22 protein-coding genes and 2 pseudogenes are annotated in these 23,593 nt (G+C 54.8%); 9 read left to right on the forward strand and 15 right to left on the reverse strand.

Features of this window, described 5'->3' with window-relative positions; genetic code table 11:
• Positions 1–2: 2 nt before the first annotated feature.
• Together ACX8ZY_RS22110 and ACX8ZY_RS22115 are read right to left on the reverse strand one after the other, a co-directional pair.
• Positions 3–329, reverse strand: a complete 327-nt coding sequence (locus ACX8ZY_RS22110) for a helix-turn-helix domain-containing protein (RefSeq protein ID WP_425021128.1) — start codon at positions 327–329, stop codon at positions 3–5.
• Positions 330–332: 3 nt separating this feature from the next.
• Positions 333–758, reverse strand: coding sequence for a RidA family protein (locus ACX8ZY_RS22115; RefSeq protein ID WP_033768711.1), 426 nt, complete (start codon positions 756–758; stop codon positions 333–335).
• A 141-nt stretch (positions 759–899) separates the two neighbouring features.
• On the opposite strand from ACX8ZY_RS22115, the gene ACX8ZY_RS22120 reads away from it, so the two are divergent.
• Positions 900–1,496: a TetR/AcrR family transcriptional regulator gene (locus ACX8ZY_RS22120; protein ID WP_010246771.1), complete on the forward strand. Its 597-nt coding sequence runs from the start codon at positions 900–902 to the stop codon at positions 1,494–1,496.
• An 89-nt stretch (positions 1,497–1,585) separates the two neighbouring features.
• Here the strand turns inward: ACX8ZY_RS22120 and ACX8ZY_RS22125 are convergent, their stop codons facing one another.
• The gene (locus tag ACX8ZY_RS22125; RefSeq protein ID WP_122459924.1) at positions 1,586–2,155 is read right to left on the reverse strand and encodes a TetR/AcrR family transcriptional regulator; all 570 of its coding nucleotides are present in this window, start codon (positions 2,153–2,155) and stop codon (positions 1,586–1,588) included.
• 181 nt (positions 2,156–2,336) lie between these two features.
• Between ACX8ZY_RS22125 and ACX8ZY_RS22130 the strand changes: the two genes are divergently transcribed.
• Positions 2,337–3,017 (forward strand): glutathione S-transferase, encoded by a 681-nt coding sequence (locus ACX8ZY_RS22130; protein WP_187515327.1) that lies wholly within the window; start codon positions 2,337–2,339, stop codon positions 3,015–3,017.
• A 122-nt stretch (positions 3,018–3,139) separates the two neighbouring features.
• Here ACX8ZY_RS22130 and ACX8ZY_RS22135 read toward each other — a convergent pair whose 3' ends face one another.
• From ACX8ZY_RS22135 to ACX8ZY_RS22165, 7 genes are all read right to left on the reverse strand, one after another.
• On the reverse strand, positions 3,140–3,919 hold the full coding sequence (locus ACX8ZY_RS22135) for an ABC transporter ATP-binding protein (protein ID WP_010246775.1): 780 nt from the start codon (positions 3,917–3,919) through the stop codon (positions 3,140–3,142).
• A complete protein-coding gene (locus ACX8ZY_RS22140; protein ID WP_010246777.1) occupies positions 3,916–4,602 on the reverse strand; it encodes an ABC transporter permease in 687 nt (228 codons plus the stop codon). The genes ACX8ZY_RS22135 and ACX8ZY_RS22140 overlap by 4 nt, the downstream gene beginning before the upstream one ends.
• A 9-nt stretch (positions 4,603–4,611) precedes the next feature.
• On the reverse strand, positions 4,612–5,337 hold the full coding sequence (locus ACX8ZY_RS22145) for an ABC transporter permease (protein WP_187293965.1): 726 nt from the start codon (positions 5,335–5,337) through the stop codon (positions 4,612–4,614).
• A gap of 6 nt (positions 5,338–5,343) precedes the next feature.
• A complete protein-coding gene (locus tag ACX8ZY_RS22150; protein WP_421665441.1) occupies positions 5,344–6,192 on the reverse strand; it encodes an ABC transporter substrate-binding protein in 849 nt (282 codons plus the stop codon).
• Positions 6,193–6,213: 21 nt separating this feature from the next.
• Positions 6,214–7,401: a M20 metallopeptidase family protein gene (locus ACX8ZY_RS22155; RefSeq protein ID WP_010246783.1), complete on the reverse strand. Its 1,188-nt coding sequence runs from the start codon at positions 7,399–7,401 to the stop codon at positions 6,214–6,216.
• 241 nt (positions 7,402–7,642) lie between these two features.
• Positions 7,643–8,542, reverse strand: a complete 900-nt coding sequence (locus tag ACX8ZY_RS22160; protein ID WP_421665442.1) for an alpha/beta fold hydrolase — start codon at positions 8,540–8,542, stop codon at positions 7,643–7,645.
• A gap of 50 nt (positions 8,543–8,592) precedes the next feature.
• A complete protein-coding gene (locus tag ACX8ZY_RS22165; RefSeq protein ID WP_421665443.1) occupies positions 8,593–9,207 on the reverse strand; it encodes a TetR/AcrR family transcriptional regulator in 615 nt (204 codons plus the stop codon).
• A 213-nt stretch (positions 9,208–9,420) separates the two neighbouring features.
• On the opposite strand from ACX8ZY_RS22165, the pseudogene ACX8ZY_RS22170 reads away from it, so the two are divergent.
• Positions 9,421–9,838: pseudogene (locus ACX8ZY_RS22170) on the forward strand (LysR substrate-binding domain-containing protein); the annotation flags it as partial.
• 34 nt (positions 9,839–9,872) lie between these two features.
• On the opposite strand, the gene ACX8ZY_RS22175 reads toward ACX8ZY_RS22170, so the two are convergent.
• Both ACX8ZY_RS22175 and ACX8ZY_RS22180 read right to left on the reverse strand, forming a co-directional pair.
• Positions 9,873–10,862 (reverse strand): aldo/keto reductase, encoded by a 990-nt coding sequence (locus ACX8ZY_RS22175; RefSeq protein WP_182504891.1) that lies wholly within the window; start codon positions 10,860–10,862, stop codon positions 9,873–9,875.
• Positions 10,828–11,040 (reverse strand): annotated as a pseudogene (locus ACX8ZY_RS22180) (hypothetical protein); the annotation flags it as partial. The gene ACX8ZY_RS22175 and the pseudogene ACX8ZY_RS22180, both read right to left, overlap by 35 nt.
• 381 nt (positions 11,041–11,421) lie before the next feature.
• Here ACX8ZY_RS22180 and parS point away from each other — a divergent pair.
• From parS to ACX8ZY_RS22195, 3 genes are all read left to right on the forward strand, one after another.
• Positions 11,422–11,865, forward strand: coding sequence for a type II RES/Xre toxin-antitoxin system antitoxin (parS, locus tag ACX8ZY_RS22185; RefSeq protein WP_033760867.1), 444 nt, complete (start codon positions 11,422–11,424; stop codon positions 11,863–11,865).
• Positions 11,862–12,332: an RES family NAD+ phosphorylase gene (locus ACX8ZY_RS22190; protein ID WP_421665444.1), complete on the forward strand. Its 471-nt coding sequence runs from the start codon at positions 11,862–11,864 to the stop codon at positions 12,330–12,332. Before parS ends, ACX8ZY_RS22190 begins: the two co-directional genes overlap by 4 nt.
• Positions 12,333–12,504: 172 nt before the next feature.
• Positions 12,505–13,536 (forward strand): AI-2E family transporter, encoded by a 1,032-nt coding sequence (locus tag ACX8ZY_RS22195; RefSeq protein WP_031594315.1) that lies wholly within the window; start codon positions 12,505–12,507, stop codon positions 13,534–13,536.
• Here ACX8ZY_RS22195 and ACX8ZY_RS22200 read toward each other — a convergent pair.
• Entirely contained in the window at positions 13,525–16,254 is a 2,730-nt protein-coding gene (locus ACX8ZY_RS22200; protein ID WP_421665445.1) for a cation-transporting P-type ATPase, read from the reverse strand. The genes ACX8ZY_RS22195 and ACX8ZY_RS22200 overlap by 12 nt on opposite strands.
• A gap of 514 nt (positions 16,255–16,768) precedes the next feature.
• Between ACX8ZY_RS22200 and ACX8ZY_RS22205 the strand changes: the two genes are divergently transcribed.
• The 3 genes from ACX8ZY_RS22205 to ACX8ZY_RS22215 are packed head-to-tail and all read left to right on the forward strand — an operon-like array spanning position 16,769 to position 21,877.
• Positions 16,769–17,857 carry an efflux RND transporter periplasmic adaptor subunit gene (locus ACX8ZY_RS22205; protein WP_033768724.1) on the forward strand — a complete coding sequence of 363 codons (1,089 nt, stop codon included), beginning with the start codon at positions 16,769–16,771 and terminating at the stop codon, positions 17,855–17,857.
• Positions 17,857–20,919: an efflux RND transporter permease subunit gene (locus tag ACX8ZY_RS22210; RefSeq protein ID WP_045139961.1), complete on the forward strand. Its 3,063-nt coding sequence runs from the start codon at positions 17,857–17,859 to the stop codon at positions 20,917–20,919. Before ACX8ZY_RS22205 ends, ACX8ZY_RS22210 begins: the two co-directional genes overlap by 1 nt.
• A complete protein-coding gene (locus ACX8ZY_RS22215) occupies positions 20,912–21,877 on the forward strand; it encodes an acyltransferase family protein (protein WP_010670598.1) in 966 nt (321 codons plus the stop codon). The genes ACX8ZY_RS22210 and ACX8ZY_RS22215 overlap by 8 nt, the downstream gene beginning before the upstream one ends.
• Here the strand turns inward: ACX8ZY_RS22215 and ACX8ZY_RS22220 are convergent.
• Positions 21,863–22,555 (reverse strand): DJ-1/PfpI family protein, encoded by a 693-nt coding sequence (locus ACX8ZY_RS22220; protein WP_060678857.1) that lies wholly within the window; start codon positions 22,553–22,555, stop codon positions 21,863–21,865. The genes ACX8ZY_RS22215 and ACX8ZY_RS22220 overlap by 15 nt on opposite strands.
• 56 nt (positions 22,556–22,611) lie before the next feature.
• Positions 22,612–23,514 carry an alpha/beta hydrolase gene (locus tag ACX8ZY_RS22225; protein WP_033779978.1) on the reverse strand — a complete coding sequence of 301 codons (903 nt, stop codon included), beginning with the start codon at positions 23,512–23,514 and terminating at the stop codon, positions 22,612–22,614.
• Positions 23,515–23,593: the final 79 nt, after the last annotated feature.

Here is a 23,593-nt window from a genome sequence, read left to right on the forward strand (position 1 = left end):
CTTCAAAACTTTTTCGAACGGGTTAACTTTCCTGGTGGAGCGCCAGTAACACGCTTAAATGCTTTTCTGAAGGCGCTCTCCGACTCATATCCCAGCGCGGCAGAAACGCCTGAAATCGTCTCGTCTGAATTTTGCAGATGATTGCTGGCGAGCGGCATCCTCCATTGCGTCAGATATTCTATGGGCGTAATTCCAACCGTCTGACCAAAGTGTTTTGCAAATGCAGCGCGGGACATCCCTGTATGTGATGCCAGCTTATTTAACGTCCGGCATGTCATCGCAGCGCCCGTCTCCGGTGTAAAGTACCTGACAGGCAGATTGCCACTCATGCTTTATGCACTCTGTGACAGGCTCCGTTGGTCCCGTTGATCGGGAATGCGCGCAATCACCTTAATTTCAAAATCAAATCCCGCCAGCCACGTCACACCCACCGCTGTCCAGTTAGGATAAGGAGGCTGCGGAAAAACGCGCTGCTTTATCTGCATGATGGTTTCGAACTGATGCTCCGGATCGGTGTGAAATGTGGTGACATCGATCAGATCGTCAAAGGTACACCCTGCCGCAGCGAGCGTGGCCGCCAGATTCTCAAATGCCCGTTCTACCTGAGCAGCAAAATCGGGCTCCGGCGTGCCGTCGGCACGGCTGCCCACCTGACCAGAGACAAACAGCAGATCGCCTGAGCGGATAGCCGCTGAATAACCATGTTGCTCATAGAGAGCGTGACGATTAGCAGGAAAAATGGGTTCGCGGGTGATCATAGAATTTCCTCAATAGCCTTTAGCGGATTGCAGGATGCAGCGCACACGAGTTTGATTTAATATACGCGGCGTATGTCACATTAATCACACATACGCCGAGTATGTCAATTAATATACCTCGCGTATGTGAAAGGAGAGTATATGGCCGTTAAACGTCGCGCTGAAACAATGGAAGAGAACCGGGCAAAACTGATTGCAGCAGCACGCAAAGCCTTTGCCGAAAAAGGCTTTGCCGCTGCGTCAATGGATGAACTGACGGCCAGCGTAGGTCTGACACGCGGGGCGCTCTACCACAATTTTGGTGATAAAAAGGGGCTGCTTGCGGCGGTCGTCGCACAGGTTGATGGCGAAATGGCCCAGCAGGCTAAAGCGGCAGCGTCTGGGGTGAGCGATGCGTGGGAAAAGCTGGTGGCTGAAGGCATCGCCTACATCCGCATGGCAATGGATGCCGAAGTGCAACGCATTGTGCTGCGCGATGGCCCGGCTTTTCTGGGAGATCCCTCGCAATGGCCCAGCCAGAACAGCTGCCTGGAAGCCACGCGTGAAACGATTACCCGTCTTATCGACAGCGGGATAATGAAGCCGGTCGACGCCGATGCCGCCGCTCATCTGCTGAACAGCGCGGCGCTGAATGCCGCACTGTGGGTCGCTTCCAGCAGCGAGCCGGAAAAGGCGCTGCCAAAGATGATCGACGTGTTCACACAACTGGCAGGCGGCTTGCGCCATAGTGCAATTTAACCCTGAATGTTCACTGCTGCTTTCACTGATAGCCCTGAAGCTCTGAGTGCTGACGCCTGCATCTCTTTCAGGCGCGGTGTCGTTTTAATTCAGTGTGACAGCGGAATCAGGCCGCTCTCCTGATAGGTCGCAATCAGGTTATCAAAAATGGTTATATCCTGGCGCGTGCGGGCTATTAACTGCGCGCCAGCAACTGCGGTGTAAATTGCCAGCGCACGCTGCGCATTTTTCTCCGCGTTATCGGGCGACTTTTCGCAAAGGACCTCTGTCAGCCACTTGACGTTCGCATCGACAAAACACTGAACCTCACGCTTCACTTCCTCGGGCAGATCTTCATATTCCGCCGCCATAAAGCTGGAGAGACAGAGCCGGTTGGCATCTTCAAGCGACTTGCGGAAAATCTGCGGATAGCGCTGCAACGCTTCATCCGGTGAGGCACTTTGCTCGCGTATAGTCTTTAAATCCTCAGCCGTATCCTGCCAGTATCGGCTGGCAACCGCGGCCCCCAGATTGGCCTTACTGGCGAAGTGATAATAGATACTGGCATTCTTGATGCCTACCTCGTCAGCGATACTGCGAAAATTAATCCCGTTATAGCCATGATTCTGGGCAGCACTTTTTGCTGCGGCCAGAATGGCTTCCCGCGCGTTCAGGCTCATAACTCAGTTTTCCTTCAGGAGGTGGAGACGCATTATAAGGGGAAAATATTTACCTGCCAACTGGTAGACAGGGATTGACATAAGGAAAGTTCAGCACCACAATCAACCTACCAATTGACAGGTAGGTAACTTAATCATGACTGATATCCACAATGCATCTGCAGTTCCGTCACTCCCCGCGATGAAGATTTATGACTGGTATGATGGCCCTTATCCTGCACGGGTCAGGATTGCCCTGGCGGAAAAGGGATTGCTTTCTGAGGTCGCATTTATTCCGGTCAACCTGTGGAAAGGTGAGCATAAAAAACCTGAATTTTTAGCGATCAATTATTCAGGAACCCTGCCGGTTTTAGCGCTGAATGACGGAACGCTGATCGCTGAATGCACCGCCATTACGCAATATCTCGATGTGCTGGATGAGAATCCGGTTCTGACTGGCGTCACGCCGGCAGAAAAAGGCGTTATCCATATGATGACCAAACGGGCTGAGATCGAATTTCTTGATGCGGTCAGCGTCTATTTCCATCATGCCACAGCAGGACTGGGGCCGGAGGTGGAGCTCTATCAGAATCCGGAATGGGGTGCGAAGATGCGTGAAAAGGCCATCAGAGGGATGCACTACTTTGACGGCGTTTTACGCTCACAACCTTATGTCGCGGGCAATACATTTTCGATGGCGGATATCGCCGTAACCGGCGGAATGATTTTCGCGGCTTTGGTGAATCTTGCTGTTCCTGACGAGTGTCGCGCCCTGAAAGCGTGGTATGCAAAAATCCAGAGCCGCCCCAGCTATCAGCAATGGCAGGCAATGGTTGAAGCGGGCCGCCCTGCTGCTGCTGCATCGTCTCAGGACCGGGCGTGAGATCGCGCTGATCGTTCTGGATAACGTGGTCTGGCTGCTGTAAAAAACCCCGGATAATCTTCCGGGGTTTTGTTATCTCAAAACATGAAATTTTCGCGCGTCAGCCTTATCAGAATGCCAATTCAGCCTGCATTACGCTCAAAGTGGCTGTTCACAAAGGCGCGGCAGCGTGGCGAGATCGGATCGAGAAACACCTGCTCCGGCGAACCGGACTCCTCAATCATGCCCTGGTGCAGAAACACCGCTTTGTTCGACACGTCACGCGCAAAGCCCATTTCATGGGTGACGATAATCATGGTACGTCCCTCTTCCGCCAGACTGCGGATCACCCGCAATACTTCGCCCACCAGCTCCGGATCCAGCGCTGAAGTTGGCTCATCGAACAGTATCGCTTTCGGCTGCTGCGCCAGCGCCCGGGCAATCGCCACACGCTGCTGCTGTCCGCCGGAAAGCTGTGACGGCCAGGCGTCGCGTTTTGCATAGAGTCCCACTTTATGGAGCAGCGCTTCTGCTTCTTCAATCGCCTCTTTATGGCTGCGCTTCTGCACATGAACCGGCGCTTCAATGATGTTCTGCATCACCGTTTTATGCGGCCACAGGTTGAAGCTCTGAAATACAAAGCCGAGCTGCATTCGCATCAGCTTGATGCGACGGCGCTGCTCGCGGCTCAGTTTTTCGTCGGCGTTATCCAGCGTAACGTTCACCTCGCCTACCGCAATTTCACCCGCCTGTGGTACTTCAAGAAACGGGATGCAGCGTAACAGCGTACTTTTGCCCGACCCACTGGCACCAATCAGCGATATCACATCGCCATCCTGCGCGGTCAGGCTAATGTCGTGCAGCACTTCGTGTCCCGCATAACTCTTTCTGAGATGACTCAGCATGATGGTAGGTGCGGTCATGAGCGTGCTCCAAAATAGTAAGGTGATAAGCGTCGTTCCAGCATCGATACGCCTTTGCTGACCAGCATGGTGAGTATCAGGTAGATCACCGCCGCGCTCAGGAACACCTCCAGCGCCCGGAAAGTGGAAGAGACTATCGAGTCGGCAATGCCGGTCATCTCCATCAGGCTGATAGTGCTGACCAGCGACGTTGCTTTGATCATCGAGATGATCTCATTGCTGTAGGCCGGCAATGCCTGTCGAATCGCAATCGGTAAGGTGATGCGGGTAAAGATTTTATACGACGACATGCCTGAGACTTTAGCGGCCTCCAGCGACTGCTGACTGACGGCACGCAGCCCGCCGCGCAGGATCTCCGAGGTATAGGCGGCATCATTGAGAATCAGCGCCAGTAAGCCGCACCAGTAGGGATCGCGCAGCAGCGGCCAGAACAGGCTTTCCCGCACCGCAGGTAAACTGCCCAGGCCGTAATAGACCATAAAGATCTGGATCAGCAGTGGCGTACCGCGAAATAGCCAGACGTAGAAGCGACAGAAAACGCTGCCGACACGCGTCATGCGCAGCAGGTTAAGCAGCAGCGCCAGCACGCCGCCGCCAAAGAGTGAGAGCAGCGCCAGGTTGATGGTCAGCGGCAATCCTTTCAGCAGCGCCAGCAGCGTCTGCTGTAAAAACATGATATCCACGTGGACTCCTTACCCCTTCACGCGCTGTTGACCGCGCATCGCAAACTTTTCCACGTAGCGGAAAACCATATCGGAACAGGTGGTGATAATCAGGTAGATCACCGCCCCCACGCTGTAGAAGAAAAAGGACATCTGGGTGGAGTTGGCTGCGGTGGAGACCTGGTTCATCGTTTCCACCAGTCCGGTTACCGAGACCAGCGCCGACTCTTTGATCACCGATTGCCACTGGTTGCCCATGCCGGGCAGCGCAGTGCGTAACGCCTGCGGCACGATGATGCGGCGAAACATCATCAGCCGTCCCATGCCGGTCACGGTCGCCGCTTCCAGCGTTCCGCCGGGAATGGCGTAGAAAGCGCCACGGAACACCCCGCTCTGATAGGCACCGGAGATCAGCCCGATGGCAATCGCGCCCGCCACAAAGCCGTTCACATCGAAGGGTCCCTGGAAGCCCAGCGCGTTGCCCACGGTGGAGACCACCTGTCGTCCACCGAAGTAGAAGAGGTAGATCACCAGCAGTTCCGGCACGCCGCGAAACAGTGTGATGTAGCCTGCCGCCAGTCGCTGCTGCCAGCGTGAACCGGCAATCTGCATCCAGCAGAGCACGCTGCCCAGCAACGCACCCAGTAGCCAGGCGCAGAGTGACACGCTGACGGTGACGGCGGCGGCGTTAAGCAGGACGCCACCCCAGCCCTCATCCCCGAAGCCCAGTATCTGCCAGTCAATATTCATCAGCATCAGCGGTTACGCTTTCGGCGCGACATCTTCGCCAAACCATTTGATCGACAGTTTGCTCAGCGTCCCATCTTTGATCATGGAGTCCAGCGCCTGATTCAGCACCTGCTGCAGCTCACTGTTGCCTTTACGCAGACCAATCGCCGAGCCTGCGCCGAGCACGCCACCGGAGAAGCCATAGCCGCTGCTGCTGATCGCCTCAGCATGTTTTTTCACAAAGGCGTTGAGATTTGTACGAGACGCCATGACGGCATCCACCCGGCCATTCATCAGGTCGGCAAAGGTTTCAGGACCCGCCTGATAGGTGCGGATAGTGGCAACGTCGCCCAGGTATTTCTGCAGGAAATCCGCCTGAATGGTGGCGACCTGAACCGCAATGGTTTTCCCTTTGAAGGTGGTTTTCAGATCGTCGATCGCTTTTTTCATGCCGGCGTCATCATCCGCCGTCACAATCGTGCCGCTGCCTGGCAGCGTGGCCAGCGGGCTTTTTTTCGCAGTCACAAAGCTGGAGACACTGACGGTGTACTGATGGGTAAAATCGATCGCTTCAGCACGTTTTGGCGTTACGGTCACCGCATCGATCACCGCATCATATTTACCGTCGATAAGACCCGGGATCATGCCCGACCATTTCTGGGCGATGATTTCATATTTAAAGCCAGCACGTTTAGCCAGCTCCGCCACCATATCCGGCTCATAGCCGACGATTTTGCCGCTCGGTGTGGTCTGGTTGAACGGAGGATAAGCCGCTTCAGTCGCAAACTTCAGGGTGCCGAAATCTTTCGCCTGGCTCAACGCGGAAGTGGCGAGCAGTGCCACGGTCAGAGAAGCCGTGAACAGGCGGTTAAGCATCATCATATAAACCTCATTTATTTATTATTAAGAGAGTAAATCAATTGCAAGGCGGGTCAGCGCCTGCGTCCCGGCGGTAATGCTGCGTTCGTCCGGCTGATAGTCGGAGTTATGCAGGTGATCGTCACGGCCCGGCGTGGCCGATCCAATATGAATCTGGCAGCCCGGTACCCGTTCCGTGAACAGTGAAAAATCTTCGGCTCCAAAGCTGGCGCTGGGCTGCGCGATGATAGGCTTATCAAACTGATGCGACAGAATCTGTTCCAGTGAATCGATCAGGCGATCGTCATTCATCAGAGGCGGCACGCCACGCTGGAAGTTAACCTCCACCCGTACGTTTTGCGCCAGCGCCACCCCTTCGCACATCCGTTTAAACGAGGTTTCCATAGCAGCGCGTACTTCCGGCGACTTAGTACGGATGGTGCCCTGAAACAGGCAGCTATCGGGAATGATATTGTGGGTGGTACCACCCTGAATGTGCCCGATGGTCAATACGGCGGAGTGAGCGGGATCGCGTTCACGCGAGATGAGGGTCTGTAGCTGGCTGATGAGATGCACGGTCGCGATGATAGGATCGGTGCCCATGTGAGGACGTGCCGCGTGGGTCGATACGCCATGCACCGTAACGTCGAATTCATCGCTGGAGGCGGTACTGGCCCCGCGCGTCAGGGCGACTTCCCCCGCAGCCAGTTCAGGCTTGTTATGCAGGGTCACGGCCCAGTCGATGCCATCTGCCGCGCCGTCCGCGATCATCGCCTCAGCGCCACTTTCTGGCGTCTCCTCCGCGGGCTGGAATATCAGCCGGACCCGGCCTTTGAGCTGCTGACGATAGTGCGGCAGGATCGTTGCGACACCCAGCATCGTTGCGGTGTGAATATCATGCCCACAGGCGTGCATTTTTCCGGGATAGCGGCTGGCAAACGGTAAACCGGTCTGCTCATGGATCGGCAACGCGTCCATGTCGGCGCGCAACAGCAGGGTCTTACCCGGCTCTGCGCCGTCGATATCTACCACAACACCGCTGCGGCCAACGCCGGTGCGGGGATTGAGTCCCAGCGCCTGCAGATACTCTGTGACCAGACTGGCGGTGCGCAGCGTATCAAAGCCTAATTCCGGATGCGCATGGATATCACGTCGAATCGCCACTAACTGCGATTCAAGTTCATTAACTCTGGCTTTTATTTCCCCGGCCAGTCGTGCTTTTTCCTGATTCATAGCAGCCCCGGCAATATGCGATCGACACTCTGCTGCCGACCGCTATTTTAATCTCATCCTGATGGCGGACGTTGATGACCGTTTATTTATTCACAGCACGCGACAGAAAGCAACGCGCAACAGCCTGCTATACATACTTAAAAATCAATAAGATAGTGTTATTTATTGGAAACCTGTATGAGATAACAGCAGATCAGCAATAATATTAATAATCCGCCACACGACATTACTTTCCCTACTGTCACTGAGGTGATATTTCGCTTTTATCCGGAGAGGGAATAAAGAAGTCTGCCAGTATTTCCGCTAATTTCTCGGGTTGTTCGTCGGGAATAAAATGGCCGCAGTTGAGAACAGTTTCACTGCTAACCTTATGCGCTACGGTGCGCAGCGGGGTGGCCATATCGGGTATCGATCCCTGGTCGGCACTGACAGCCAGCAGCGGTAAAGCCAGTTTGCCTTTTAACGCGCGCTGTCGATTCTGCTCTGCCGACTGTGCAAAAGCGCGGTAAAAAGCCAGTCCGGCCCGCAGGGCCCCGGGCTGCTGAAAAACGCGCAGATATTCATGACGGGCCGCCGCATCTATGCGATGTGGATTGGCTGACTTACGGTTAAAAAACCAGTCCAGGTAGATCGCCTCTCTGCCAGTGATCAGCGCTTCCGGTAAATCATCCACACAGTGAAATCCAAAATGCCAGGTTTTCCAGGCGCTATCACCCACCATTGGCAGTAAGTCAGGCAGCGTGATACCGGGAATGCCGCCATCCAGCAGCGCGAGACGGTTGACCTTTTCGGGATGGCCTGCCGCCAGTGACCAGGCGACCCACGCCCCGATATCATGCCCGGCCAGATGAAAGCGTTCGATACCCAGCTGGTTCAGCAGCGCCAGTATGCGCTCTGCCACGCTGTCAGTGTCGTAACCACTGGCTGGAAAGTCAGAATCACCCTGCCCTGGCAGGTCGGGTGCGATCACCTGAAAGCGGCTGGCAAGCAAGGGAATAACCTCCCGCCAGGCATAACTGCTTTGCGGGAAACCCGCGAGCAAAACCACAGCCTCAGCGTGTTCACTGCCTGCGCTGAGGTAGTGCAGCCGCTGCGAGTCAATGTTAATAAAGTGGTGCTGGTAGAGTGGATATTCGTGCATAAAACCTCCGGATATTAAGGAAACGATCACTTCCTTAATGAGTAAAAAATTTAGTCGAGTAACTTCAGCGCCAGGGGGATGATGCTGGCATCGGGCCGGGTCGCAGCAACTTTACCGGCGACCCGCATCCCCAGAACAATGCATAGCATTAACGAAGCGGTGGCGTCTCTGTCCAGTGCAGGATTGACCGAACCATCCTGCTGACCCAGGCTGATTATCTGCTGCAGATTCTGCTGGTTGCGTATCAGCGCCGCGCTGACGGCTCCGGCAAGTTCCTCATCCAGAGTTTGCAGCTCCACGGCGCTGACAGCCACCAGACAGCCGCGCTCACCTTCGACATCGCGCACTGAATCCACATAAAAATTGAGTAGCGTCGCCAGTTGCTCACGGCCATTTTCACATTGCGCCAGCCGCGCGGCTAAACTGCTGTTGCGCATTGAGAGATAGCGAGCGAAGACGTTTGCAAACAGCGTGCGCTTGTCGGTAAAAGCTTTATAGATGCTGCCGGTAGTGAGCTGCATAGCCTGGCCCAAATCGCCGATCGAGGTGGCTTGATAGCCCTTTTGCCGGAATACCAGCATTGCGCTGTCCAGTGCCGCATCGGTATCAAACGCCCGCGGTCGTCCCCGCTCTTTATAACGGTTATCGTTCATCGCAAACACCATTAGAGAATGATCATTTCCTTTAAGATAGACTGATTTGTCCGCCAGATAAAGGCTTTCTTATGCCTGGGGCTCGCCTGGAAATGGAACCCGCCCCTCACCATGACCTTCTCAGATAAAACACCGTTTCGACGGCGCGTGAAAGGCATAGGCCCAGACATGTTCGACACGTCAGGCACGCCGTTTTAATCTCGCGTTATGTAATCAGGCCTATCTGAGCCACGTATTGCCGATCTTGAGCAGGAGCATGAATTTCAGGTTCAACTCAATGGAACGCTCTCTGGCAATATCCGCTTATCCGCAGGGGAGCATGCAGCTCAAACTCTCGTATGGCCAAAATTAAAACTTTTATCATTGGAAGTTCGTGAAGGAAGGAAAATCGTTATGTGTCAGAGTTGAAGGACAGGTCACGTTTAATTTTCTGTCAGAAAGAATCGATGCCGTATTATCGGGTTTTGGTATTGCCTGTGTTCCTGAAGATACGATCAGGGAGCATGTAAAATCCGGAAAGCTAATTCAGATTCTGCAGGATAGGTGCCCTGCATTTCCCGGTTATTATCTCTGTTATCCGAGCCGTAAACAGCATCCGCCCGCTTTTGCGCTGATGATAGATGCGCTTCGGCACCCGGAATAGCGGGTCTACAATTCGATGCAGACCCGCCTGAATCTTAACGGCCCACACGAGCCTGATGCTCAGGGGAGTAACGCTCGCCGACGATTTCTATCGTTTCAAGCGCCTCTTCTATCTGCCGCACGTCGTCCTGTGAAAGCGTGATGTCGGCAGCACCCAGGTTTTCATCCAGCCGGTGCAGTTTAGTGGTGCCGGGGATGGGAACAATCCACGGTTTTTGTGCCAGCAACCATGCCAGTGCTATTTGTGCAGACGTAACCCCTTTTCCGGCAGCCAGTTCACCCAGTAATGTGACCAGCTTTTCGTTAGCTTCAATTGCTTCAGCGGCAAAACGCGGCACCTTACTACGGAAATCGTCCCTGCCAAACGTCGTTCCTGACTTAATCGCGCCCGTCAGAAATCCTTTGCCTAATGGACTGAATGGCACAAAACCAATCCCCAACTCCTCCAGCAATGGCAGGATCTCCTGCTCAGGCTCGCGCCACCACATTGAGTATTCGCTTTGCAGTGCAGTAACAGGTTGTACGGCATGTGCACGACGAATGGTTTGTGCACCCGCTTCAGAAAGGCCGAAATGTTTGACCTTACCTTCTGAAATCAGGTCTTTCACGGTTCCCGCAACATCTTCGATAGGGACTTCCGGATCGACGCGGTGCTGATACAGCAAATCAATCACATCGGTTTTCAGACGACGCAAGGAGCCTTCAACCGCTTTGCGAATATGTTCCGGGCGGCTGTTTAAAATCTGCTGTTTATTGTCCTCACCAAAGGTAAAACCAAATTTGGTAGCGATAACCACCCGGTCGCGTAAGGGTTGTAACGCTTCACCCACCACGTCTTCATTAAGATACGGGCCATAAACTTCGGCTGTGTCGAAAAATGTCACCCCACGTTCAACCGCGGCGCGAATCAGCTCAACAGCCTGACGGGTGTCGGTCGCCGGACCATAGCCATGACTCAGGCCCATACAGCCCAAACCCAGTGCTGACACTTCAAGACCTGATTTTCCGAGATAGCGTTTTTGCATTATTGAAAGCCTCTTCTGTTGCGTTTTTAACGTCAGGTTTGCGGCCAGTCAGCCACTCCACCATCGCCGGATAGGGATGAGAGAAGAATGTGCTGGTTGCGGAATCAAGCGCCGCAATTTGCAACATATCCTCAGAACTGAGTTCAAAAACGAGGATATTGATGTTCTCTACCATTTTTGAGTTTTACAGTTGGCATGGCGTTATCCTTCAGCCGTTGTGTGTGAAAAGCATAACGTAAAGTGATTAATTGGATTAAGTAGGGTAATTAGCTAGGGCTTATTACTTTTATTCATCAATGATGATTAATCCTGATCTTTGTCTGCCCGCTATTGCAGATTTCGCTCTTTAAGAAACTGGCTCATGAGATCGACAATCTGCACATTATTCATATCAATAACGTGATATGAATGAAACTCATGAATATGTGTGAGTCGCGACTTGATCTGACACATGCCCCTGAAAGGTTCAGAGTGACCGGTTTTCCTGATTTATCAGATCCTGAAATTTGCGCCCCTCCCACCAAATGGTTATAGTTAAATGACCAATTGGAGGTGAAAGATGAAAACATTCAGCTTTTCTGCGAACAAAACCAGGCCGCCACGCTTATGGCAGGCCGCAGGCCTGAACAACGCTGATGGTGTCGCCCTGCTGGGCCAGATTAATGAAGGCCTTGATGGCAACGTAGCTCACCTGATCGTCAACTGGGCGAAGATTACGCAAAACGACCTGCGCAAAATGTCCGGTATTCCCTCCACGACGTTCAGCCGAAGCGTGAAAGCGAAATTCAGCGCTGAACAAAGTGAACGACTGGTACGTATTATCCGTGTCATTGATCGCGCAGTTGAACTGTTCGAAGGTGATAAGGATGAAGCGCAAAAATGGTTGAATGAGCCTAACAGGGCGCTGAGCTGGAAAATGCCCGCAGAACTGATGGCGTCTGAAACCGGGGCTTACGAGGTCATGAAATTAATCACGCGCCTGGAGCACGGAGTTTATTCTTGATTCTCTACAGGCTGACCAAGACAAAGTATCTTTCAACAGCCTGGACGGGATTTGGCGCAAAAGAGGCGGGCGGCCGCTGGAACAGCATCGGCATCTCCATGGTTTATGTTTCTGAAACAGCATCGCTGACTTTGCTGGAAACACTGGTCCATCTGCACTCAGCACACATCCTGGATGCTTTCACACTACTGCGCATCGATGTTCCCGATGCGCTGATTCAGACCGCTGATATCACTGAGTTGCCTGTAAACTGGGCTGATGAAGATGCACCGGCAGAACTGGCTGACTATGGAGACGCCTGGTGCTCTGCCTGCGATGCGGTTGCGTTGCGTGTTCCCAGTGCCCTCTCCCCTGTAGAATATAACTATCTGTTAAATCCTGAACACCCCGATTTCTTCCGTATAGTTCAACAGGCTGAGGCTATTCCGTTCCGGTTTGATCGTCGGCTGAAACCGGATCGTAAATAAACTATCCGGATAGCTTTTGGTCGCGCATTCGTGCGTTGAACAAGGGTCAGAAGCCACCGATGATCGTCTCTTAAGCCCTGAGAGAAGCCTTTCCCCCCTCTGACCTGACGCAAAGCACTGAAGCTTAAGCCTCATCTATACTGCAGCTTATCTTTGCTGAAGGAGCCCAATCATGGGACTGAGCTGGTTTACCCTCTGGCCGCCGCTGGCACGCGTGCTGTTTATCCTCGCCTGTCTGACCATTATTCTGACCGGCCTTTATCTGGCAGCACCGCTGATCAATCAGGTTCTGCTGGCAATGTTACTGGCTATCATGCTTGATCCCCTGATTACCCGGCTGGAAAACAAACGCATACCGCGCATCGTCTCGTCACTGCTGGTGATTATGCTGATGCTGTTGATCATGGTGGTCACTATCCTCAAGTTAACCGTGCTGACGCCCGATTTAATGCAGCTCAGCCGTCAGGCGCCCGTGCTACTGGCGGCCCGGCTTGAACAGCTGACGCTGGCCTTTGCCCGGCTTGATATCGGTATGACGCCCGACCAGTTGCTGACCTTTGTGGATGCGGGTGCGATAGTGCGCATTGTCACTGCATTTCTGACGCAAATCCCTGGCGTCATCTCATGGTGGATCATGGTGTTCCTGATGCTGCTGTTTATGCTCTATGAGATGCCGCTGCTGAAAGCTGCACTGCAACAGCGGGTAAAGGGAAAACATCAGGCCTTTTATCTGGCGCTGCAGGAGGGAATTCAGAGCGTGATTGTGTATGCCAGAGTGAAAACGCTGACCAGTATTCTGGGCGGGTTAATCGTGGGCGTCGGCGCGCATCTGATCGGGCTGAAGTTTGCCTTTTTCTGGGGCGTGCTGATGTTCATCTTTAATTACGTGCCGGTGCTTGGCTCCTTTCTGGCCGCGATTCCGCCGGTGATCCAGAGTTACATCATGTTTGATTTACAGATCGCGCTGGCGGTAGCAGGATTCTTTGTGGTGCTGAACCTCTGCCTGAGTTCGGTGATCGAACCACTGCTGATTGGTAAGCGACTCAATCTGGCGCTGACTACGCAGCTGCTGGCGTTTCTGTTCTGGCAGGCGTTACTGGGGATTACGGGCGGGATACTGGCTATTCCACTGACCTATCTGATTAAAAAGGTCCTGCTGGCGAGCTATCCGCAGCAGGACCCGGAGACAGAATTAACTCAGTGATGGCGTCTTCATCCGCCATGCGCGGGTGAGGCGTTTTTCAATCTCAACTATGATGAAGATCGCGATACTGACAATCAGCGAAATCAGCCAGTAGTTGATCGGCAGTGGACGGGTACCAAACAGCGTGTTCATTAATGGCACATAAATAATGATCGCCTGAAGGACAATCAGTACCAGCGTCACCAGCCAGATACCACGATTTTTCAGCAGACCACGATCCAGTGAGAAGCCATCCGAGTTACGGCAGTTAAGCATGTAGGCCCACTGCGCGGTGACCAGCATCTGCAGCAGCACGGTACGGATAAACTCGGCACTGTAACCACGCGGTTGCAGCCAGGCTTCCAGCACAAAAGCACTGATTGAAATCAGCAGCCCGACAAACACCACGCGCCAGATGGCGTAAGCGTCCATTACGTGTGCTTTGACATTGCGCGGTGGCCGGCGCATCGCATTCGCTTCAGCAGGCTCGAACGCCAGACCAAATGACAGCGTGGCGGACGTTGCCATGTTCATCCACAGAATCTGTACCGGGGTTAACGGCAGCAGATTGCCCATCAGAATCGCGATAATAATCAGCAGACCCTGCGCCAGGTTGGTGGGCATGATAAACAGGATGGTTTTCTTGAGATTGTCGTAGACCCGACGTCCCTCTTTGACTGCCGCAGCGATGGTGGCAAAGTTATCGTCGGCCAGAATCATATCGGCCGCCTCTTTTGTCACCTCGGTGCCTTTAATACCCATCGCAATACCGACGTTGGCCTGTTTCAGCGCCGGAGCATCATTGACGCCGTCGCCGGTCATGCCGACGATTTCGCCGCTCGCTTCCAGCGCTTTCACCAGACGCAGTTTGTGTTCCGGGCTGGTGCGGGCAAAAATATCATAGGTTTTTGCCGCGTCCGCCAGTTCGGCGTCACTCATGTGTTCAAGCTGGTAGCCAGTGATAGCAGCCTGGCTGTTGCCGATTCCCAGCATCTGACCAATCGCCATTGCGGTTTCCTGATGGTCGCCGGTGATCATTTTGACGCGAATGCCCGCTTTCTGGCACTCGTCAATGGCGGCAATCGCCTCGGGACGTGGGGGATCCATCATACAGGCCAGACCCAGCAGCACCATGTCACTTCTCAGATCGGCATGATCCAGCGCGGTAACGGGTGCAGAGGTTCTCTTCCAGGCGGCGGCAACGGTGCGCAGCCCTTCGCTGGCGTAGGTGGTGATGGCGGCATCCCAGTACGCACGGTCTATCGGCTCTGCACCCTCCGGTGTTTGCTGCTGCTGACATAGCGTCAGCAGCACGTCTGGCGCACCGGTCAGCAGCACATAAGATTCGCCGTTGGCAACACAGCTGACCGACATATATTTATAGAGGGAATCGAACGGCAGCTTGCTCACCACCTCAACCGGCTGAGGTGTCGTCTGACCCTTCGCCGCCAGCACCTTCAGCGCGCCTTCAGTCGGGCCGCCAACAATCGTCCAGTGTCCCTGACTTTCCTGACGCAGCTGGCTTTCATTACAGGTGTCTACCACATGCAGGAACTGCTGAAACAGCGGATCCTGTGCCGCAGAGAGTCCACTTGCGTCGCCCTGCTCAGCAACAATCTCCCCTTTGGGTTCATAGCTGTTTCCGCTGACGCGCCAGCGGCTCTTCGCCAGCACCACCGCTTTCACCGTCATCTCATTCATGGTGAGCGTGCCGGTTTTATCGGAGCAGATCACCGACATCGCGCCCAGGGTTTCAACAGTCGGCAGCTTACGGATAATCGCCTGGGTCCGCGCCATCGACTGCACGCCCAGCGACAGGATGATAGAGATAATGGCAGGCAGACCTTCCGGAACCGCAGCAACCGCCAGGCTGATGACGGACAGCGACAACTCGCCCAGTGGAATGTCACGCAGCAGATAGCCGAAGATAAACAGGGCGACCATCATCAGCAGGATGATGAAAAAGATCGCTTTACCGAGTTTGTCGATCTGCACCAGCAGCGGGGTTTTAACCTCTTTTATGCCGCTGATCATTTCGTTGATATGGCCCAGCTCAGTATCACCGCCGCTGGCGATCACCACGCCTGCGGCGGTGCCGGAACTGACGGTAGTGCCTGAAAAAGCCAGGTTCAGACGGTCGCCCAGCGATTTTTCACCGCTCAGCGTATCGGTGTTCTTCGACACCACCGTCGACTCCCCGGTGAGAATCGCCTCTTCAACCCGAAGATTATTGACCTCAAACAGTCGCAGATCAGCCGGGATTTTATCGCCGGGGCGTAACATCACCACATCACCGACCACAATATCGCGCGTCGCGACCGTGACCTGTTTGCCATCCCGTACCAACATCGCTTCACTGGCAAGCATGTTCTGAATACTTTTCAGTGACTTCTCGGCATTATTCTCCTGAATAAAGCCGATCAGGGCGTTAATGACGGCCACGCCGATAATGACAAAGGTATCGACCCAGTGACCCATTATCGCGGTGATCACCGCCGCGGCCAGCAGAATATAGATCAGCACATCTTTAAAATGCGCGATGAATTTGAGCAGAGCCGATTTCTCAGCTTTTTGCGGAAGGGCATTGGGACCGTGTTTCTGCAGGCGTTCCTGCGCAGTGGCGGTGGATAATCCTGCTGATGAGCTCTGCAGTTCGGAGAATATCTCTGCCACACTACGCTGATACCAGGGGCGCTCAGATAAAGCTAACGCTTTATCCTGCTTATCATTATTTAGCATATATAAACCTCGTGCCATTTAGCGATGAAATAAAGGCGCAATTAAAAGACATGCATTTTGCAGGCAGCCCCTCCTGCAGGTAATGACCGATATCATATTTACGTAAGAAACGTCTGACGAATAACATAAAATGGCTAAATTAAATCTAACCTATATTATGAGAATGACAACGTTGTTTTTGTTTAGCTAAGGTTTAAGTATGCTGATGCAGTGTGCATCGGTTTATACTCTGGCTCGCAAAAGGAAACTCTGATGAAAAAACAGAGCATTATCATGCTTTGCGGTTTCGTTATTCTCGCGGTCGCCGCAACGACTCTGGTGGGCTTACTGACCTGGCTGGTGGTCTCTCAGATGGCGGCGTAAGCCGATTCAGGCGAAGCGGCCCTGCCGCTTCGTTAAACTTATATGACGAAGATTAAAAATAAGTTTATCCCGGTCGCGATAAGCATCAGGGTTTATTACGCCTTAATGCTTATCAAACCGCAGTTTAAAAGCTGATGTTAAGGCGAAGAAAATGATTAAACGCAAGGTTATCCTCATTTTGCTCTGTTGTTTTTTTATGACAGCGTGCGATGAAAAAAAAGAACCGGATGCTCCCCCGCCCCGCGTAATTAAAGTTTTCACCCTTGAGTCGGACATCGCTCAAAATATCCGGGTATTTCCTGCGCGTATTCAGGCGGGTGATAATACCGATCTTGCGTTTAAACGGGCAGGCCAGCTGGTACAGCTTGATATTCGTGACGGAACGCCCGTGAAAGCGGGACAGCTTCTCGCTACCCTGAATGATGCAGATGCGAAACTACGGGTACGCGACCGCCAGACTGCACTGCAACTGGCGGAGCGACAATTTCAGCGCTTCAATACGCTGGCCCAGCGCAGCGCCGTTTCAAAGTCTGAAATGGATGTGCAGCGTGCTAATCGCGATGCCGCCGCGACTGCGCTGAAAATCGCACAGGAGGAGTTACAGTTTCTTAGCCTTCGCGCGCCGTTTGATGGCGTGATTGCAAGGGTACAGGCGCGTAATCATCAGGTCGTGGCCGCCGGACAGCCCATTGCGCTGCTGACCCGTGCCGATCTGCTCGACGTCATCTTTACGCTGCCCGAAACCCTCTTCACCAGCCTCGATATCCAGAATATTGACTATCAGCCTGAGGTGCAGTTTAACGCCCTGCCAGGCCGCTTTTTCACCGCACAATATAAAGAGCATACCAGCCAGACGGATGCCGCCACGCTGACCTATCAGGTGGTGCTGACCATGCCGCGTCCGGCTGATCTCCCTGGCGTTGCCGGCCTCAGCGGTTCGGTGCGCGTCAGGCTGCATAACCTGCCGAATGCCCCTGCCCAGCCGCGTCTGGTCGTGCCTGCGGCGGCGGTGTTCAATCCCGATCGCAGCCCCACTAATCAACCGCACGTCTGGCTGGTTGAGCAGGATGGCGAGGCGCTGCGCATCAAAGATCGACCTGTCGAAGTGGGCCGTCTCACCGCCCAGGGCATAGAAATCATCAGCGGGCTGAAGCCGGGCGACCGTATCGTTGCCGCCGGAGTGGGTGAGTTGCGTGACGGTGAAGCGGTGCGCATCTGGCAGCGCGAGCGGGGGTTATAATGCGTATTCAGGAGCATTTTCTTGATAAACCCATTCGCATCTGGATGGTCATTCTGCTGCTGGGCGTGGGCGGCATCTATGCGCTGCTCAACATTGGCCGCCTTGAAGATCCGCTGTTTACCATTAAGTCTGCGGTTATTGTCACCCACTATCCCGGCGCGTCCGCACAGCAGGTTGAAGAGGAGGTAACGCTGCCGCTGGAGAATGCGCTGCAGCGCCTGCCGTCGCTGGACAATGTCACGTCCATTTCTGGCAATGGCCTGTCGCAGATTACCGTTAATATTCATACCCGCTATCTGGCCGATCAGCTGCCGCAAATCTGGGATGAGTTACGTCGTCGGGTCGGCGATGCGGCCCGGCAGTTCCCGCCTGGCGTTCAGGCCCCGCTGGTTAACGATGATTTCGGCGATGTTTACGGCTACTTCTTCGTCATTCACGGTAAAGACTTTACCAACAGCGAACTGCGCAACTATGCCGATCAGCTGCGGCGCGATCTGGTGCTGGTGCCGGGTGTGGCTAAAGTTGCAGTAGCGGGCGTCGAGCAGGAGGAGATCCGCATCGCTCTCTCCGCCAGCAAAATGACCGCCTATGGTATGACGCCGCAGCGCGTCGCCGATCTGCTGAGCCGGAATAACAGCGTTGCCAGTGCCGGAACGCTGCGGGTCGACAGCGAATCGATCCGTTTTCATCCCACCGGCGAACTGCAGACGCTGGACGATCTGGCTAATCTGCCGATTCTGCCCGCTGGCAACCCACAGAACGTGCATCTGCGCGATATCGCCACCCTGACGCGTGGCGTTACCGACAATCCCGCCAATATCTACTTTGCAGACGGTGAAGCGGCTCTGGCTATCGGCATTTCGTTCGCGCCCGGCGTCAATGTGATTGATGTTGGCGACGCGCTTTCCGCCCGAATGGCGCACTACCAGCAGGATACGCCCGCCGGTATCAGTCTGAAGGTGTTCTATAACCAGGCCCATGAGGTGAAACAGTCGGTTGATGGCTTTATCCTCAACTTCCTGATGGCGCTGGCGATTGTGGTGGGAACGCTGCTGCTGTTTATGGGCCTGCGCAGCGGCATGGTGATTGCCGCCTCGCTGGCGCTTAACGTGCTTGGCACACTCCTGATCATGTACCTGTTTAAACTTGAGCTGCAGCGGGTGTCGCTGGGCGCGCTGATTATTTCGCTCAGCATGCTGGTGGACAATGCCATTGTGGTGGTCGAAGGGGTCAAAATCGATCACCAGCGCGGTCACCCTTTACAGCAGGCCATTGCCCGTATGGTACGGCGCACTGCCCTGCCGCTGCTGGGTGCCACGGTGATTGCGATTCTCGCCTTTGCGCCGATTGGCCTGTCGCAGGATTCGACCGGCGAATATTGTAAATCGCTGTTCCAGGTGCTGCTGATTTCACTGATGCTGAGCTGGGTCACGGCGCTGACCTTAACGCCGGTGTTTATCAACTGGAGTGAGAAGCGCCGCAGCACGGCTCAGCCTGAGCAAACCGAACCCTCGGCACCTTATCAGGGCATCGTATTCCGGCTCTATCGTCAGGCGCTGGGCGGCCTGCTGCGTTTCCGCCTGACCACGCTGACGGTAATGGTGGCACTGCTGGCTCTGTCGCTGTATGGCTTTACACTCGTGAAGCAGAACTTTTTCCCCTCCTCCAGCACGCCGGTCTTTTTCACCGATCTCTGGCTGCCCTATGGCACCGATATTCATTACACCGCGAATACGGCGGCGGATATTGCCCGGTTCATTAATCAGGATCCTGAGGTCGCAGCCACGGTCACGACGGTGGGCCAGGGCGCTCTGCGCTTTACCCTGACCTATGACGCGGCACGGCAGTACAGCAACTTCGCACAGATTATGGTGCGGGTTAAGGATGGCCGACAGCTAGATGCGCTGGCGCTGAAAACCGAGGCGTATATTGAGCAGAACTTCCCACAGGTGAATCAGCGCATCAAACGTATCCAGTTTGGCAGCGCCAGTGACAGCGCCATTGCCCTGCGGGTGATCGGCCCCGATCCCGAAGTGCTGCGCCACATCGGCAGCCAGCTGGATGCCATTTTCCTGGCGGATGGCTCAACGTTTCCGGTTCGCAATGACTGGCAGGAGCGCAGCAAAGTGATCCGCCCGGTCTATTCGGCGCTGCGTGGTCAGGAACTGGGTATCGATAAACGTGACATCGATCAGGCGCTGAGAATGAATTTCAGCGGTGACGCGGTGGGCATTTTCCGTGACGGTTCGCGGCTGATGCCGGTGATGCTCTATCCGGCTGATGAAGAGCGGCAGAGTGTCGATCACATCGAGAATATTCAGCTGTGGAGTGCGGCCCTGCAGCACTTTGTGCCCCTGAGCAATGTGATTTCCGACTTCCGGCTGGAGTGGGAGAATCCGCTGATTATGCGCCGCGATCGTACGCGCGTGCTGACGGTGCAGACCGATCCCGATCCCGCTTCAGGGTTAACCTCCGCACAAGTGGTGGCGCGGGTTCAGCCACAGATCGACCAGCTTAAACTCCCGGCGGGCTACCGGCTTGAATGGGGAGGTGAGCTGGAGAGTTCACGTGAAGCGCAAAGCGGGCTGCTGAGTTCGCTGCCGGTGGGATTCCTGGCTATGTTCATCATTACTGTGCTGATGTTTAACTCGCTGCGCGACGCCGTCGCTATCTGGATCACCGTGCCACTGGCGCTGATTGGCGTCACCTGTGGCTTTTTGTTCACCGGTATTCCGTTTGGCTTTATGGCGCTGATTGGGCTGCTGAGCCTGTCGGGTATGCTGATCCGTAACGGGATCGTGCTGATTGAGGAGATCAGGCTGTTCCGGCAGGAGAAATCGCTGCAGCTGGCAATTATTGATGCGGCGACCTCACGTCTGCGTCCTATTCTGCTGACCGCCTTCACCACGGTGCTGGGCCTGCTGCCGCTGCTGCGCGACGTCTTTTTCCAGAGCATGGCGGTGGTCATTATTTTTGGCCTCGGGTTCGCGACAGTATTGACCCTGCTGGTGCTGCCGGTCATCTATCGTTGCTTCCATGGTCGGGAGGCGCACGGTGAATAAGAGCGGACTGGCAATGCTGAAGACGCTGGCCTGTATCACCGCCGTCTCGTTTTTCACGCTTTACCAGAGCTACGACAGCTACCATTACGACATTAATCTGACGCTGAACGTGCTGAGTTTTGTTTCGACGATCGCCACGCCGCTCTATTTTCTGCTCAGCGGTTATATTGATGCCGGTGAGCTGCATACACCCGCGTGGCAGCTCGGCAAAATTCGCCGCATTCTGCTGATTTTTATCTTCTGGTTCAGCTTTTTCTGGTTTGCCGGGATGCATCATAAGGGCTATCTGATTCAGCCGTGGTTTGTAATTGCGTTGATTGTGATTTATGTGTCGCATCCGCTGATTGACCGACTCATTCAGCGGCCTGGGCTGATGGCATCGGGGATTTTACTGCTGCTGGTGTTAGCTTTTGCCTATGACCTGCTCGCCAGTCTCTACCCGGGCCAGCGGGCCTTTTCGCTGCTGCCGCAATACCGAATCTGGACCTGGGTGCTCTACTACCTCACGGGTCGGCTGATGGCCGCGCCGCGCGTGATGCAGTTGCTGACATCACCCAGAGTGATAAAGATCAGCCTGCTGCTGCTGCCCGCGGTTTATCTCTTTACCTGGCTGTATGAGCGTCATTACTTTCTTGCGCGTTTTCTGGCGACCCATAACGATGTGGTGCTGACGGGCTCGCAGGTTTATCTGCTGGTGGTGCTGATTGTGATCAGCATTAACGCCATTCGCCTGCCGGAAAAAGTCCAGTGGCTGACGCCGTTTCTGACGACCCTGGGGAAGACCATGACCGGCGTCTATATCCTGCACTATCTGATTTTTGGCCTGCTGGCGGCGGCAATCCGCATCCAGACACTGGGCGATAAACTGCTGGTCATCGCCCTTACGTTAATCTTCTCAATGGCGCTGTCACTGCTGCTGTTGCGCATCCCCGGTGTCAGTAAGCTAATCAGCCTGTAGTCGCAGAGCGGCTCGTTCGGTTGCCGCACGGCGAGTGGCAAGAAACTCAGCCATTTTCGCCCGCGCCTGCTCCACTTCCTGTGGCGGTGCGGTATGCGGCGAACCGCTGGTAAACGGCGGTTCAGGATCATATTCCATCTGCAGCTGAACCGATTTCGCCACCGCGTCACCCGCAATTTCTGCCACCAGCGTCAGGGCAAAATCGATACCAGAGGTCACGCCTGCGCCGCTGATACGATTGCGGTCGCGCACCACCCGCTCACTGACCGGCTCCGCGCCCAGCAGTGCCAGCTGATCGATGGAACTCCAGTGCGAGGTCGCACGATATCCCTTTAGCAGTCCGGCGGCCCCCAGCACCAGCGAACCGGTACAGACCGACGTAACCCACTTCGCCTGTTCGGCCTGCTGACGAAGGAAATTCAGCGTGACGTCATCCGACATCAGGGCGATCTGTCCCGGCCCGCCAGGCACACAGATCACATCCAGTGGCGGACAATCTGCAAACGTAGTGGTCGGCAATATCGACAGGCCGCGATCGGAACGCACCGGCTGGCGATCTTTCCAGATGAGATGGCATTCGACACCAGGCGTGCGCGCAAACACCTCCCACGGGCCGGTTAAGTCGAGCTGAGTGACATCAGGGAACAGCAAAAGACCAATCTGTAGCGGACGATTCATGCGTGAACTCCGGGCAGGTGATGAAACGCCATCATGCCGCGATGCCCGGTCAGATATCAATCCCGGCTACCGGAAACTATTTCCAGCGTATCCACCAGCGATGAGGGTAATATCTGGCCGTGACTCTGACCGGGATAACGCGTCAGAATCAGTCTGGCACCGCTCGGGCGCAGGATGTCGGTAAGTGCACGCTCTTCCTGCTGAAGATCGTCAGAGTGGCCGGTTCGGCGTTCGGTGATGCCATCGCCCTCCATCAGATAGAGCGACAAATGTTTTAGCGGTCCGGCGTCGGCGCGTCGGGCCAGGGTAAGAATGCGCTGATGATTCCAGCTCAGCGAGGGAGCGGCCGCAAAATAATGGCTGAACCAGGCGGCATGAAAGAAGGTGTCCAGCACGAACAGTCCGCCGTAGGAGTGACCCCAGAGCGCACGCCGCTGCGGATTACTGGGCGCAATGCGTTCTGCCCACGGGACAATTGTGTTCAGCAGCAGCTGACGAAACTGATGGCTGCCTCCGCCTTTGCGGCCATGAGGCTGAGTGACCAGAGTATCAGGCGCATCATTGGGTGGGGTGTAGTCGTAATTACGCGCCACCACATCAAAGGGCAAATGGGTGTCGTAACCCACCGCGACCAGCACTGGCGGCGTGCCGCTGCTCAGCTTTTTAAGCAGAGGTTCTGTCAAATGTGCCATCGCCGCATTGCCATCCAGTAGCCATAGCACCGGATAGCCGCCTGGCGGCGCATCGCTTTTGGGGATAGCAAGCCACACCCGATAGTGCCGTTCCCCATCCTGTGAGACAAACTTTTTACTCTGGAAGCGATACCAGGCGGAACCTGTGTCGGCGATGTTCTTGCCCAGCGGACGCATATCGGGTCGGGCAATGGCCGGAACGGCGGTTAAACCGGCTGTCATCACGGTCAGCAGCATCAGGAGGAAACAGGTACGGATAGTGTTCATTCAGCAATCCCTGCAAGGTTATCGGGCTAATCACGCCTGAGAGAGTGCCATCCTGACAAATTTTCACTGCGATAACATC

It is taken from the genome of Pantoea sp. XAF26B01_ASV70, assembly GCF_054512635.1.